Genomic DNA, 13,965 nt, shown 5'->3' on the forward strand with positions numbered 1-13,965 from the left:
ACGATTCGGTGGCGAAGCAAACCGCAGCCGCGCGGACTGACGTCGTGCTGGTGGGCGCGGGCATCATGAGCGCCACGCTGGGGGCGTTGCTGCGCCGGCTGGAACCGGACTGGTCGATCGCCCTGGTTGAGCGGCTGGACGCCGTCGCCGGCGAAAGCAGTGGTCCCTGGAACAACGCCGGGACCGGGCATTCGGCGCTGTGCGAGCTCAACTACACCCCGCAGCGCCGCGACGGGTCGATCGACATCGGCAAGGCGGTGCACGTCAACGAGCAGTTCCAGGTGACCCGCCAATTCTGGGCCTACGCCGTCACGAACGGGATCGTGGCCGATCGCGGTTTCCTCAACCCGATCCCGCATGCCAGCTTCGTGCGCGGCGCGCAGCGCGTCGACTATCTGCGAAGGCGGCAGCGGGCGCTGGCTTCCAACCCCTTGTTCGCCGGCACGGAACTGATCGAGGACCCCGACGAGTTCGCGCGCCGGCTGCCCCTGATGGCCGCCAAACGGGACTTCACCGAGCCCATCGCGCTGAGCTGGGCTCCCCACGGCACCGACGTCGACTTCGGCGCCTTGTCCCGCCAGCTCGTCGGCTTCTGCGTGCGGCACGGAACCACCGCGTTGTTCGGTCACGAGGTGCGTAACCTCACGCGCCAGGGCGACGGCAGCTGGACGTTGTTGCTCGGTAATCGCCGCACCGGCGAAAGGCGCAGGCTCAACGCGAAATTCGTCTTTGTCGGCGCCGGTGGGGACGCGTTGTCGCTGTTGCAGAGATCGGGCATCGGTGAAGCTCGCGGCTATGCCGGCTTCCCCATCGGCGGTCGCTTCCTGCACGCCGCCAAGCCGGCGCTCACCGCCGCACACCGGGCCAAGGTGTACGGGGTCCCGGCGCCGGGGGCTCCGCCGCTGGGCGCGCTGCACCTGGATCTGCGCCTGGTCAACGGCAAGGCGTGGCTGGTGTTCGGTCCCTACGCGGGCTGGTCGCCGAAGTTCTCCAAGCACGGCCATGTCACCGATCTGCCCCGCTCGGTCAAGCCGAACAACCTGATTTCGATGCTCGGCGTCGGCGTCACCGAACGGGCGCTGGTGAACTATCTGGTCGGCCAACTGCGGCTCTCCGGGCCGGAGCGGATGCGGATGTTGGGCGAATTCGTACCCAGCGCAGAGGATTCCGACTGGGAGCTGACGGTGGCCGGTCAGCGAGTGCAGGTGATCCGGCCCGACCGGCGCAGGGGCGGGGCGCTGGAGTTCGGCACGACCGTCCTCAGTGGCGCGGACGGCACGATCGTTGGACTGCTCGGGGGCTCGCCGGGGGCATCGACCGCCGTGCCGATCGCGCTGGATGTGCTGCGGCGGTGCTTCGCGCGCCGATACCGATCCTGGCTCCCCGCGCTCAAAGAGATGGTTCCATCCCTCGGCGTGCAGCTTTCCGACGAGCCGGCGTTGTTCGACGAGGTGTGGTCGTGGGGCAGCCGGGCCTTACAGCTGGAGGTTGCGTGACAACGATGAGTCTGCGTCGCGTCCGGGCGCAGGACCTTGACACCCACACCCTCTACCAGCTGCTCAAGCTGAGGATCGAGGTGTTCGTCGTCGAACAGGCCTGCCCCTATCCGGAATTGGACGGGCGCGACCTGCTCACCGAAACCCGGCACTTCTGGCTGGAAGCCGCCGGCGGCGACGTCATCTGCACCCTGCGGCTGATGGAGGAACACGCCGGAGGCACCAAGGCGTTCCGCATCGGCCGACTGTGCACCAAACGCAATATGCGTGGTCAGGGCCACACCACCCGGCTGTTGCGCGCCGCGCTGGCCGAGGTCGGTGACCACCCGTGCCGGATCAATGCGCAGACGTATCTGGCCGACATGTATGCACAACACGGGTTCGTCCGGGACGGTGAGGATTTCGTCGACGACGGGGTGCCGCACGTGCCGATGCTGCGGCCCGGCTCCGGTTTGGCCGAGCTGCCGTGACGCCGTATCCGTTCAGTGCGATCGTCGGGCACGACCGGCTGCGGCTCGCCCTGTTGCTGTGTGCCGTGCGTCCGGAGATCGGCGGGGCGCTCATCCGTGGCGAGAAGGGGACCGCCAAGTCGACCGCCGTGCGGGCGCTCGCCGCGCTGCTGTCCGCTGCGACCGGCAGCGAAAAAGCGGGCCTGGTCGAGATGCCGCTGGGGGCAACCGAAGACCGGGTGATCGGTTCGCTGGATCTGCAGCGGGTGTTGCGCGACGGGGAGCACGCCTTCTCGCCGGGTCTGCTGGCACGCGCGCACGGTGGTGTCCTCTACGTCGACGAGGTCAACCTGCTGCACGACCACCTGGTCGACGTGCTGCTCGACGCCTCGGCGATGGGCCGCGTGCATGTCGAGCGCGACGGCATCTCGCATTCGCACGAGGCGCGGTTCGTGCTGATCGGCACGATGAATCCCGAGGAGGGCGAGCTGCGCCCGCAACTGTTGGACCGGTTCGGCCTGACCGTCGACGTGCACGCCTCCCGCGATGTCGACGTCCGCGTCGAGGTGATCCGCCAGCGGATGGCCTACGAGGCCGACCCCGACGCGTTCGCCGAGCGTTACGCGGGCGCCGACGCCGAGCTGGCCCGGCGGATCGCTTCCGCGCGCGCTCAGGTCGACGACGTGGTGTTGCCGGACAACGAGTTACGCCGGATCGCGGCGCTGTGTGCGGCGTTCGACGTCGACGGCATGCGAGCCGATCTGGTGGTGGCCCGCACCGCGGTCGCCCACGCCGCCTGGCGCGGCGCAGGCATCGTCGAGGAGCAGGACATCCGGATTGCGGCCGAATTGGCGTTGCCGCATCGGCGCCGCCGCGACCCGTTCGACGACCCCGGCATCGAGCGCGAGCAGCTCGACGCCGCACTGGCGCGGGCCGGTGACCGCGATCCCGAGCCGGAGCCCGAACCGCCCGGTGGTGGAGCCCCTGCGGATACTGAAGGTCCAGTGCTGCAACAGGATTCGCCGCCACATTCGCAGGCGTCGCGTCCTCAGGCGTCGCGTCCGCAGGCGCCGCGGCCCAGTGCGCCGCGGCCCAGTGCGCCGCCGTCGCAGACTTTCCGGGCCCGCGCACTGAGGGTTCCGGGAGTCGGCGCCGGCACCCCGGGACGGCGATCACGGGCCCGCAACGCCACCGGCGGCGTGATCGCGGCCACCGACGTGAGCGACACCGACTCCGGCGCGCGGGGACTGCACCTGTTCGCGACGCTGCTCTCGGCCGCCGAGCACGGCGGTGCCGGCCCGCTGCGCCCACGGCCCGACGACGTCCGCCTGGCCGTCCGCGAAGGGCGTGAGGGCAATCTGGTGGTGTTCGTCGTCGACGCGTCCGGTTCGATGGCGGCGCGGGATCGCATGGCTGCGGTCAGCGGCGCCGCACTGTCCCTGCTGCGTGACGCCTACCAGCGCCGGGACAAGGTCGCGGTGATCACGTTCCGCCAGCGGGAGGCCAGTCTGGTGCTCCCGCCGACGTCGTCCGCGCACATCGCCGGCCGGCGGCTCGCGCGATTCGACACCGGCGGCAAGACTCCGCTGGCCGAGGGGTTGCTGGCTGCGCGTGAGCTGATCCTCCGGGAACGGGCGCGCGACAAGTCCCGGCGCGCCCTGGTGGTGGTCCTCACCGACGGGAGGGCCACGGGTGGGCCGGACCCGCTGGGCCGCACCCGCACCGCGGCGGCCCGGCTGGCCGCCGAAGGCGCTGCCGCGGTGGTCGTGGACTGCGAAACCTCCTATGTGCGGCTGGGTTTGGCCGTTGCGCTGGCCCGCCGGCTCGGCGCGCCGGCCGTGCGGCTCGAGCAGTTGCACGCCGATCACCTGACGCGGGCCGTACGCAGCGTCGCCTGAGCTACCGGAAGGTGTGCGCCCCATGCCACAAGGAACACCAGTGCAGGTCCCCGACGACGGCCTGACCACCCGGGCGCGGCGCAACGTGCCGGTGCTGGCGGTGCACACCGGCGCGGGCAAGGGGAAGTCCACCGCGGCGTTCGGAATGGCGTTGCGCGCCTGGAACGCCGGGCTGGACGTCGCCGTCTTCCAGTTCGTCAAGAGCGCCAAATGGAAGGTGGGCGAGGAGAGCGCCTTTCAGCGGCTCGGCGAGCTGCACGAGACCCACGGGCTCGGCGGCGCCGTCGAGTGGCACAAGATGGGCGCGGGCTGGTCGTGGACGCGCAAGCGGGGCAGCGACGTCGACCACGCCGCCGCGGCGGCCGACGGATGGGCCGAGATCGCTCGGCGGCTGGCCGTCCAGCGGCACGGATTCTATGTGCTCGACGAGTTCACCTATCCGCTCAAATGGGGCTGGATCGACGTCGACACCGTGGTCGACGCCCTGCTGGGGCGGCCCGGTTGCCAGCATGTGGTGATCACCGGGCGCGACGCCCCGCCGCGGCTGGTCGAGGCGGCCGACCTGGTCACCGAGATGGCCAAGGTCAAGCATCCGATGGACGCGGGACGCAAGGGGCAGAAGGGCATCGAATGGTGAGCCGGCGTGCGCCCTGCGTCGCGTCGTTTCGCGCACGCCCGCGGGTGAGGCCGTGACCCCGGTACCGGCCGTCGTGATCGCCGCGCCCGCCTCGGGCAGCGGAAAGACCACGGTGGCAACAGGTATGGTCGGGGCGCTGCGCCAGGCCGGGCATACCGTCGCGCCGTTCAAGGTGGGTCCTGACTTCATCGACCCGGGCTATCACGGCCTGGCCGCCGGCCGGCCCGGCCGCAATCTGGATCCGGTGCTGGTCGGGGAGCCCCTGATCGGTCCCCTCTACACCCACGGTGCCGCCGGCGCGGACGTCGCCGTGGTCGAAGGGGTGATGGGGCTGTTCGACGGACGGATCGCTGCCGGTGCGACGACCCCGGCGGACGGATCCACCGCCCACGTCGCCGGGCTGCTGGGCGCTCCGGTGGTCCTGGTGGTCGACTCGCGCGGCCAGAGCCACAGCATCGCCGCCCTGCTGCACGGGTTCGCGACGTTCGACACCGCGACCCGGATCGCCGGAGTGATCCTCAACCGCGTCGGATCGCCCAGGCACGAGCAGGTGCTGCGCCAGGCCTGTGAGCAGGCCGGTGTAGCGGTGTTCGGGGCGATTCCGCGCACCGCAGAACTGGAGGTGCCGACGAGGTATCTCGGTCTGGTCACCGCCGTCGAATACGGCCGGCGTGCGCAGACCGCCGTCGAGGCGATGACCGGCCTGGTTGCCCGCCACGTCGACCTGGCCGCCGTCGTCGCGGCCGCCCGGAGTCGCCCCGACGGCCCGGCGTGGAATCCAGCGACGGCGGTGGGGGAGGTCCCTGCTGAGCTCCCCGCCGGGCGCGCCGCCGCCGTCGCGATGGCGGCGGGCAAGGCCTTCAGCTTCGGTTACGCCGAGCATGCCGAGCTGCTGCGCGCCGCCGGCGCGCGAGTGACCGAGTTCGACCCGCTCGTCGACCCGCTGCCCGACGGCACCGACGCGGTGGTGCTGCCCGGCGGCTTTCCCGAACAGTTCACCGCCGAGCTGTCCGCCAACGACCTCGTCCGCCGCCAGATCAAGGAGCTCGCGCGCACCGGCGCGCCGGTGCACGCGGAGTGCGCCGGGCTGGTCTATCTGGCCTCCGAACTCGACGGGCAACCGATGTGCGGGGTGCTGGGCGGGTCGGCGCGGTTCACGCCGCGCCTCACGCTGGCCTACCGTGACGCCGTCGCGGTGGCCGATTCGCCGCTGTACCGCGCGGGCCGGCGGGTCGTCGGGCACGAATTCCACCGGACCGTAATTCGCTACAGCCGCGAGTACCCGCCGGCGTGGGCCTACCGGGGCGACGGGGCGGACAGCATGCGCGACGGCGCTGTGCACGCCGGCGTCCATGCCTCCTACCTGCACACCCACCCGGCCGCCGCGCCGGACGCCGTGGTGCGCTTTGTCGCGCATGCCGCTCGGCGCCGCGTCGGCGGTCGCCACTAAGCTTGCCGGGTGTCCGAGAACCCCTACCTGGTCGGATTGCGGCTGGCCGGAAAGAAAGTCGTCGTGGTCGGCGGCGGGTCCGTGGCCCAGCGCCGGTTGCCCCTGCTCGTCGCCAGCGGTGCGGAGGTCCACGTCGTCTCCCGTGCCGCCACCCCCGCCGTCGAGTCGATGAGCGGCGTCACGTTGTCCGTGCGGGACTACCGCGACGGGGATCTCGAGGGTGCCTGGTATGCGATTGCAGCCACCGACGACCCGCAGGTGAACGAAGCTGTCGTCGCCGAGGCGGAACGCCGTCAGATCTTCTGCGTCCGCGCCGACATCGCCGTCGAGGGGACCGCCGTCACACCGGCCTCCTTCAGCTACGCGGGACTGTCGGTGGGGGTGCTCGCCGGTGGCGAGCACCGCCGGTCTGCGGCAATCCGATCCGCGATCCGGGAGGCGCTGCAAAACGGCGTGATCACGCTGGAGAGCTCTGCGAACTCCGATGTTGTACGCGGCGGCGTCGCGCTGGTCGGGGGCGGCCCGGGGGACCCGGAACTGATCACGGTGCGCGGTCGTCGTCTGCTCGCCCAGGCCGACGTGGTGGTCGCGGACCGGTTGGCGCCGCCGGAACTTCTGGCCGAGCTGCCGCTGCACGTGGAGGTCATCGACGCCGCCAAGATCCCTTATGGGCGGGCCATGGCCCAGGAGGCGATCAACGACGTCATGATCGACCGGGCGCGGGCCGGCAGCTTCGTGGTCCGCCTCAAAGGTGGGGATCCCTTCGTGTTCGCACGCGGCTACGAGGAGGTGCTCGCGTGCGTCGACGCCGGGATCCCGGTGACGGTGGTGCCCGGTGTGACAAGTGCCATAGGCGTACCGGCGCTGGCGGGCATCCCGGTCACCCATCGCGCGATAAATCACGAGTTTGTGGTGGTCAGCGGCCATCTGCCGCCCGGTCACCCCGAATCGTTAGTGAATTGGGACGCCCTGGCGGCATTGACCGGCACCCTTGTTTTGCTGATGGCGGTCGAACGCATCGAACTCTTCGTGGATGCCCTGTTGAAGGGCGGCCGAGCTGCGGATACGCCGGTCCTTGTGGTCCAGCACGGGACGACGGCGGCTCAGCAGACGTTGCGGGCCACCCTTGTCGACACGCCAGAGAAAATCCGTGCCGAAGGTGTCCGACCTCCCGCGATCATCGTGATCGGGGCCGTCGCCGCCTTCGAGGCTTTAAACGATTCTTAAGATTACTGTAAGGTAACCCGTTATGACGGCTCTCAACGACTCGGATCGAGCGGTCCGCAATTGGACATCCGCACTCCCCGATCGTCCGGTGCCGGCGCGTGCGGCGCGTCAGGCAGAGACCGCCACCCCCCGTGCCGGGAGGTATTTACCTACCTGGTTGCCCTCTCGCCGCTTCATCGCGGCCGTTGTCGCGATCGGCGGCATGCAGTTGCTGGCGACGATGGACAGCACGGTTGCCATCGTCGCACTGCCCAAGATCCAGAATGAGCTCAGCCTGTCCGACGCGGGCCGTAGCTGGGTCATCACCGCCTACGTGCTCACCTTCGGTGGGTTGATGCTGCTCGGTGGCCGTCTCGGGGACACCATCGGGCGTAAACGTACGTTCATCGTCGGCGTCGCGTTGTTCACCATCTCGTCCGTCCTGTGCGCCGTGGCCTGGGACGATGCGACGCTGGTCATCGCCCGACTCTCCCAGGGCGTCGGGTCGGCCATCGCGTCGCCGACCGGCCTGGCGCTGGTGGCGACGACCTTCCCCAAGGGGCCGGCGCGGAACTTCGCCACCGCGGTCTTCGCCGCGATGACCGCGGTCGGGTCGGTGATGGGCCTGGTGGTCGGCGGGGCGCTGACCGAGTTGTCGTGGCGGCTGGCGTTCCTGGTGAACGTGCCGATCGGGCTGGTGATGATCTATCTGGCCCGCACCGCGCTGCAGGAGACCAACAGGGAGCGGATGAAGTTGGACGCGGCGGGGGCCATGCTGGCCACCCTGGCCTGCACGGCCGCCGTGTTCGCCTTCTCGATGGGGCCGGAGCAGGGCTGGATCTCGATCACCACCCTCGGGTCGGGCGCGGTGGCCATGGCCGCCGCTCTGGCCTTCGTCATCGTCGAGCGCACCGCCGAAAACCCCGTGGTTCCGTTCCGGCTGTTCCGCGACCGCAACCGGTCGGTCACCTTCGTCGCGATCTTCCTGGCCGGCGGCGTCATGTTCACCCTGACGGTGTTGATCGGCCTCTATGTGCAGGACATCCTGGGCTACAGCGCGTTGCGCGCGGGCGTCGGCTTCATTCCGTTCGTCCTCGCGATGGGTATCGGCCTGGGCGTCTCCTCCCAGCTGGTGTCGCGGTTCTCGCCGCGGATCGTGACGATCGCCGGTGGATACCTCCTGTTCCTCGCGATGCTCTACGGCTGGTGGTTCATGCATCGGGGCGCACCCTACTTTCCGAACCTGGTCATGCCGATCGTCATCGGTGGGATCGGCATCGGCATGGCCGTCGTCCCGCTGACCCTGTCGGCGATCGCGGGCGTGGGTTTCGACCAGATCGGCCCGGTGTCGGCGATGACACTGATGCTGCAGAGCCTGGGCGGGCCGCTGGTCCTGGCGGTCATCCAGGCGGTGATCACCTCGCGCACGCTGTACCTCGGCGGCTCGACAGGCCCGGTCAAGTTCATGAACGACGCCCAGTTGCGGGCCCTCGACCACGGTTACACCTATGGTCTGCTCTGGGTGGCCGGAGCCTCCATCATCGTCGGCGTGGCCGCGCTGTTCATCGGATACACCCCGGAGCAGGTTGCCCACGCGCAGGAGGTCAAGGAAGCCATGGAGGCCGGGGAGCTGTAGCGGCCCGCATCGTCGCCGGGGGGTGTCCACCACTAGGCTGGCCCGCTGTGATCACCCGGATGTCCGAGCTCTTCCTGCGCACCCTGCGTGACGATCCCGCCGAGGCCGAAGTGCCCAGCCACAGGCTGCTGATCCGCGCCGGATACGTTCGTCCCGTCGCGCCCGGGCTGTACAGCTGGCTGCCCCTGGGATTACGGGTCCTGCGCAGGATCGAACGCGTCGTCCGCGACGAGATGAACGCCATCGGCGGCCAGGAGATCCTGTTCCCGGCCCTGCTGCCGCGCGCGCCGTACGAGACGACGAACCGCTGGACCGAATATGGCGACAGCGTGTTCCGGCTGCAGGACCGCCGCGGCCACGACTACCTGCTGGGCCCCACCCACGAGGAGCTGTTCACCCTGACCGTCAAGGGCGAATACAACTCCTACAAAGACCTTCCGCTGGTGCTCTACCAGATCCAGAACAAGTACCGCGACGAGGCGCGGCCGCGAGCCGGCATCCTGCGCGTCCGGGAGTTCCTGATGAAGGACTCCTACTCCTTCGACGTCGACGACGCCGGCCTCGAGGCCGCCTACCGCGCGCACCGCGAGGCCTACCAGCGCATCTTCGCCCGGCTGCGGGTGCGCTACGTCATCGTGTCAGCGACCTCGGGCGCGATGGGCGGCAGCGCCTCCGAGGAGTTCCTGGCCGAGAGCACCATCGGCGAGGACACCTTCGTGCGGTGCCTGGAATCCGGTTACGCGGCCAACGTCGAGGCCGTGGTCACCACCCGGCCCGAACCGCGTCCCGCGGACGTCGTGGCCGGCTTGCCCGAGGCGCAGGTCCACGACACGGGCGACACCCCGACCATCGCCAGCCTGGTGGAGTGGGCCAACAACGCCGGCCTGGGCCGCACCGTCACCGCGGCCGACACGTTGAAGAACATCTTGCTGAAGGTCCGCGTGCCCGGCGGCGACTGGGAGCTGCTGGCCATCGGGCTGCCCGGCGACCGGGAAGTCGACGACAAGCGCCTGGGTGCGGCCCTCGAGCCCGCGGAGCACGCACTGCTCGACGACACCGATTTCGCCAGGTACCCATTCCTGGTGAAGGGCTATATCGGGCCGAAAGGCTTGCGCAACAATGGTGTTCGTTACCTGGTCGATCCGCGGGTGGTCGAGGGCACCAGCTGGATCACCGGCGCCGATGAGCCCGGGCGGCATGTCGTGGGCCTGGTGGCCGGCCGCGACTTCACCGCCGACGGCACCATCGAGGCCGCCGAGGTGCGAGACGGAGACCCGTCACCCGACGGAGCGGGCCCGCTGGTGTCCGCACGCGGCATTGAGATCGGGCACATCTTCCAGCTCGGCCGCAAGTACACCGATGCTTTCGCCGTCGACGTGCTCGGCGAGGACGGAAAACCGGTGCGGGTGACGATGGGTTCCTACGGCATCGGGGTGTCGCGGCTGGTCGCCGTCATCGCCGAGCAGCACCACGACGAACTCGGGCTGCGCTGGCCGTCGGCGGTGGCGCCGTTCGACGTCCACCTGGTGATCGCCAACAAGGACGCCGGGGCCCGAACCGGAGCCACCGCGCTGGCCTCCGACCTGGACCGGTTGGGCGTCGAGGTGCTGCTCGACGACCGCCAGGCCTCACCCGGCGTGAAGTTCAAGGACGCCGAGTTGCTCGGGGTGCCCTGGATCATCGTCGTCGGGCGCGGCTGGGGCAACGGCATGGTCGAGTTGCGTGACCGCTTCACCGGGCAGACCCGCGAGCTGGCCGCCGGCGAGTCGCTGGCCGCCCAGATCGTGGCGCTGCTGGGTTCTTGACCGCGACGCGGGGAACTTATTCGTCGCCGCCCGGGAAGGCCGTCGTGATGGGCCAGGCGCCCAGCACCCGGTTCCACCTGGCGGCCAGCACCGCGCATTGGGTCAGGGCCGTCGAGGCGAACGCACGGTCCTCTGCCGTCTCGGCGCGCTCGATGACCACACGCCAGGCCGTCGCGCAGTCGTTCTCCATCCGCGCCGCCAGGCGAGCCGCGTCCGCCGGGCTGGCCACCAGCATCGGCAACTGGTAGCCGGCGGCGGGGACCGGTGCGTTCACCTTGCGAGCGTTGAGCATCGCGATGAGGTCGTCGCGGCGCTGGCGGTGCTCGGTCAGGCCTTCCACCACCAGATTGTTGACGCCGGGAGGCGAGAGGGCCGACACGATGCCATAGCCGTAGATGGTCGAGTGTTCGACGGCGAGCGCGTCGCACAGCGCCGCGTCGTCGCCATCCTTACCGGTGGTGCCGGCCGGCGACTGCTTCGCCGTCGCGCGCGGCGTGGGCGTCGTCACGGTGTCGGTCCCGCGGGTGCCAGCGCGACGGAGTAACTCGCCGTGCAGCTGGCGGCGATGGAAGCCAGCAGTCCGGCCCGGTAACCCGACGCGGTGGCCACCAGGCGGCCGGCGCTCTCGGCGGAGACGCGCAGCGACTCGACCACATCGGACAGTGGAGGCGGTGGTGGCGGCGCCGCCTCGCCGGTCGGGCTGGGGCTGGTCGTCTCGCTTGACGTACTGGAGGCCGCACCCGACTTGGCAGAGGCGCGCCAGATCTCCGTGGACAGGGCACGGGCATGCGCGGCGCGCTGGGTGGCGACCACGGACAGCGCGGCGGCAACCTGGGGCGGGTTGCCGACGGCGGCCGCGGCTGCGCCGGCGAGCGCACTGTCGTGCCGCGCCTGGTCCAACGGCCCGAAAAGATCTTCGACGCCAACAGGCTTGGGCGCGGGCTCGCCGCAGGCGGACACCATCACCCCGAGCGCGGCCAAGGCAGCGACGCCGGTGAGCACACCCCGCCTGTTGGTAACCGGTGATGGGCTGGGCACAGCAATATCCTGCCATTGGTCTGAGGCTGACCGCTGTAAGGACCTTGACCAGGCGATGACGCCGTCATCCGCGATCTCTGGCGTATCGTTGAGTCGCGGTCCTCGGGAAACGGTGGTCGCCACCGTTCCACCGGGCCACGGACGCCGCCCGACGCGGGGTGGGCGGCGACACTCGCCAGATGACCGGACAACTCAAGATGAGGAGCTCGCAGTGACCACCGGGCTACCGTCGCAGACGCAGGTGATCGAGCTGCTCACCGGGGAGTTCGCGCGCGCCGGCTATGAGATCGAAGACGTGGTCATCGACTCCCGGGCACGTCCGCCGCGGATCACGGTCGTCGCCGACGGTGACACTGCGCTTGACCTCGACACGATAGCGACCCTGTCGCGCTCGGCGTCGGCTTTGCTGGACGGCCTGAACGACGTTGGGGACCGCTACGTGCTCGAGGTCAGTTCACCCGGCGTCGAGCGCCCACTGACCAGCGTCAAGCACTTTCGTCGCGCCCGCGGCCGCAAAATCGATGCCACCTTGTCCGACGGCTCTCGGCTCACCGGCCGGGTCGGCGAGACGCGCGAGGACGCGGTCTTTCTGGTGGTGCGCAACGGCAGCGGCCTGGCCGTTCGCGAGGTTCCCCTCGCCGACATCGTGAAGGCCGTGGTGCAGGTGGAGTTTTCCCCGCCGAGCCAGGTCGAGTCGGATCTGGCCCGCACGGATCAGGCCCGCAGGACGGAGGCCGGGACATGAACATCGACATGGCGGCGTTGCATGCTATCGAGGTGGACCGCGGCATCTCGGTCACCGAGCTGCTCGAGACGATCAAATCGGCACTGCTCACCGCCTACCGGCACACCCAGGGCCATCAGAACGACGCGCGCATCGAGATCGACCGCAAAACCGGTGTCGTGCGGGTGATGGCTCGCGAGACCGACGAGGACGGCAACGTCATCAGCGAGTGGGACGACACCCCCGAGGGTTTCGGCCGCATCGCCGCCACCACCGCACGGCAGGTCATGCTGCAGCGTTTCCGCGACGCCGAGAACGAACGTACCTACGGCGAGTTCTCCACCCGCGAGGGTGAGATCGTCGCCGGGGTGATCCAGCGGGACAGCCGGGCCAACGCCCGCGGCCTGGTGGCGGTCCGGATCGGCACCGAAACCAAAGCCTCCGAGGGTGTGATCCCGTCGGCCGAGCAGGTTCCGGGGGAGAGCTACGAGCACGGCAACCGGGTCCGGTGCTATGTGGTGGGCGTCACCCGCGGGTCCCGTGAGCCGATGATCACGTTGTCGCGGACCCACCCGAACCTGGTGCGCAAGCTGTTCTCCCTGGAGGTGCCCGAGATCGCCGACGGCTCGGTGGAGATCGTGGCGGTCGCCCGGGAGGCGGGTCATCGCTCCAAGATCGCGGTGCGGTCCAACGTTCCGGGCCTCAATGCCAAGGGCGCCTGCATCGGCCCGATGGGACAGCGGGTCCGCAACGTGATGAGTGAGCTCTCCGGGGAGAAGATCGACATCATCGACTATGACGAGGACCCGGCCCGTTTCGTCGCCAACGCACTGTCACCGGCCAAGGTCGTCTCGGTGTCGATCATCGATGCGGCCGCCCGCGCCGCCCGCGTGGTGGTGCCCGACTTCCAGCTGTCGCTGGCCATCGGCAAGGAGGGCCAGAACGCCCGGCTGGCCGCCCGGCTCACCGGGTGGCGCATCGACATCCGCGGCGACTCGCCGGCGAACGCCGAGGACCGCCCCGACCACGGTGCCGGCCGGGCGGTCGGGCCATCGGGCTAGCCCGGTCGGATGGGAAGATCACGGTCCGGCTGCGGGTGGTTCTGACCACGGGCCGGGTGACGCTAGACTGAGCCGTGATCCAGCGCAAGCTTTCGGCTCCCGAAGCCGGTTGGGCGCACCGAAGCACCGATGGACCGGTGCGCACGTGCGTCGGCTGCCGAAAGCGAGAGTTGGCCGTCGACCTGCTTCGAGTGGCAGCTGTGTCTACGGGGAACGGTACTTATGCCGTGACCGTTGACACGGGCACTGGCGTGCCGGGACGTGGTGCGTGGCTGCACCCCGAACCACAGTGCATCCACCAGGCGATTCGGCGGCGAGCTTTCACCAGGGCGCTGCGCATCGCCGGTTCACCGGACACCACCGCGGTGGTCGAGTACGCCAATGCACTCGACTCGCCCGGCAGAAAGAACAGGTAGCAAGAACATGAGCACACCGTGAAGTCTCGATGATCATGCGTCATAGCTAGAACCGAGGCGCCGGCCTACGACTGTCGCGCCTCATAGACAGGAGATGTAGTGGCAGGTAAGGCCCGCGTACACGAGTTGGCCAAGGAACTCGGTGTCAC

Annotated in this window: 13 protein-coding genes; 11 read left to right on the forward strand and 2 right to left on the reverse strand. The window is 69.8% G+C overall.

What is annotated here, in order from left to right:
• The first annotated feature begins 8 nt into the window (after positions 1-8).
• The 8 genes from mqo to ACOJVU_RS06230 are packed head-to-tail and all read left to right on the forward strand — an operon-like array spanning position 9 to position 10,577.
• Entirely contained in the window at positions 9-1,496 is a 1,488-nt protein-coding gene (gene mqo / locus ACOJVU_RS06195) for a malate dehydrogenase (quinone) (RefSeq protein WP_421528968.1), read from the forward strand.
• Between the two features lie 5 nt (positions 1,497-1,501).
• The gene (locus ACOJVU_RS06200; protein ID WP_421528969.1) at positions 1,502-1,966 is read left to right on the forward strand and encodes a GNAT family N-acetyltransferase; all 465 of its coding nucleotides are present in this window, start codon (positions 1,502-1,504) and stop codon (positions 1,964-1,966) included.
• On the forward strand, positions 1,963-3,843 hold the full coding sequence (locus ACOJVU_RS06205; RefSeq protein ID WP_421528970.1) for a VWA domain-containing protein: 1,881 nt from the start codon (positions 1,963-1,965) through the stop codon (positions 3,841-3,843). The genes ACOJVU_RS06200 and ACOJVU_RS06205 overlap by 4 nt, the downstream gene beginning before the upstream one ends.
• 22 nt (positions 3,844-3,865) lie before the next feature.
• Entirely contained in the window at positions 3,866-4,480 is a 615-nt protein-coding gene (cobO, locus tag ACOJVU_RS06210) for a cob(I)yrinic acid a,c-diamide adenosyltransferase (RefSeq protein WP_421528971.1), read from the forward strand.
• 52 nt (positions 4,481-4,532) lie between these two features.
• Entirely contained in the window at positions 4,533-5,930 is a 1,398-nt protein-coding gene (locus ACOJVU_RS06215) for a cobyrinate a,c-diamide synthase (RefSeq protein WP_421528972.1), read from the forward strand.
• A 9-nt stretch (positions 5,931-5,939) separates the two neighbouring features.
• Entirely contained in the window at positions 5,940-7,157 is a 1,218-nt protein-coding gene (cobA, locus tag ACOJVU_RS06220; RefSeq protein ID WP_421528973.1) for a uroporphyrinogen-III C-methyltransferase, read from the forward strand.
• Between the two features lie 22 nt (positions 7,158-7,179).
• The gene (locus ACOJVU_RS06225) at positions 7,180-8,772 is read left to right on the forward strand and encodes an MFS transporter (RefSeq protein WP_421528974.1); all 1,593 of its coding nucleotides are present in this window, start codon (positions 7,180-7,182) and stop codon (positions 8,770-8,772) included.
• 47 nt (positions 8,773-8,819) lie between these two features.
• Complete coding sequence (locus tag ACOJVU_RS06230; protein WP_421528975.1) at positions 8,820-10,577, forward strand: proline--tRNA ligase; 1,758 nt, start codon at positions 8,820-8,822, stop codon at positions 10,575-10,577.
• A gap of 16 nt (positions 10,578-10,593) precedes the next feature.
• On the opposite strand, the gene ACOJVU_RS06235 is transcribed toward ACOJVU_RS06230, so the two are convergent.
• Both ACOJVU_RS06235 and ACOJVU_RS06240 read right to left on the reverse strand, forming a co-directional pair.
• Positions 10,594-11,085 (reverse strand): ferritin-like domain-containing protein, encoded by a 492-nt coding sequence (locus tag ACOJVU_RS06235; RefSeq protein ID WP_421528976.1) that lies wholly within the window; start codon positions 11,083-11,085, stop codon positions 10,594-10,596.
• Entirely contained in the window at positions 11,082-11,540 is a 459-nt protein-coding gene (locus tag ACOJVU_RS06240) for a hypothetical protein (protein WP_421528981.1), read from the reverse strand. The genes ACOJVU_RS06235 and ACOJVU_RS06240 overlap by 4 nt, the downstream gene beginning before the upstream one ends.
• Before the next feature lie 286 nt (positions 11,541-11,826).
• Between ACOJVU_RS06240 and rimP the strand changes: the two genes are divergently transcribed.
• From rimP to ACOJVU_RS06255, 3 genes are all read left to right on the forward strand, one after another.
• The gene (rimP, locus tag ACOJVU_RS06245; RefSeq protein WP_421528977.1) at positions 11,827-12,360 is read left to right on the forward strand and encodes a ribosome maturation factor RimP; all 534 of its coding nucleotides are present in this window, start codon (positions 11,827-11,829) and stop codon (positions 12,358-12,360) included.
• On the forward strand, positions 12,357-13,400 hold the full coding sequence (gene nusA / locus ACOJVU_RS06250; RefSeq protein WP_421528978.1) for a transcription termination factor NusA: 1,044 nt from the start codon (positions 12,357-12,359) through the stop codon (positions 13,398-13,400). Before rimP ends, nusA begins: the two co-directional genes overlap by 4 nt.
• Positions 13,401-13,600: 200 nt before the next feature.
• The gene (locus ACOJVU_RS06255; protein ID WP_421528979.1) at positions 13,601-13,816 is read left to right on the forward strand and encodes a YlxR family protein; all 216 of its coding nucleotides are present in this window, start codon (positions 13,601-13,603) and stop codon (positions 13,814-13,816) included.
• The last annotated feature ends 149 nt before the right edge of the window (positions 13,817-13,965 follow it).

It is taken from the genome of Mycobacterium sp. THU-M104, assembly GCF_049197365.1.
Taxonomy (GTDB): domain Bacteria; phylum Actinomycetota; class Actinomycetes; order Mycobacteriales; family Mycobacteriaceae; genus Mycobacterium.

Coding starts and splice junctions, on each gene's coding strand:
- cobO (WP_421528971.1), top strand. CDS start 3,866: ATGCCACAAGGAACACCAGTGCAGGTCCCCGACGACGGCCTGACCACC.
- ACOJVU_RS06225 (WP_421528974.1), top strand. CDS start 7,180: ATGACGGCTCTCAACGACTCGGATCGAGCGGTCCGCAATTGGACATCC.
- ACOJVU_RS06200 (WP_421528969.1), top strand. CDS start 1,502: ATGAGTCTGCGTCGCGTCCGGGCGCAGGACCTTGACACCCACACCCTC.
- ACOJVU_RS06240 (WP_421528981.1), bottom strand. CDS start 11,540: ATGGTGTCCGCCTGCGGCGAGCCCGCGCCCAAGCCTGTTGGCGTCGAA.
- nusA (WP_421528978.1), top strand. CDS start 12,357: ATGAACATCGACATGGCGGCGTTGCATGCTATCGAGGTGGACCGCGGC.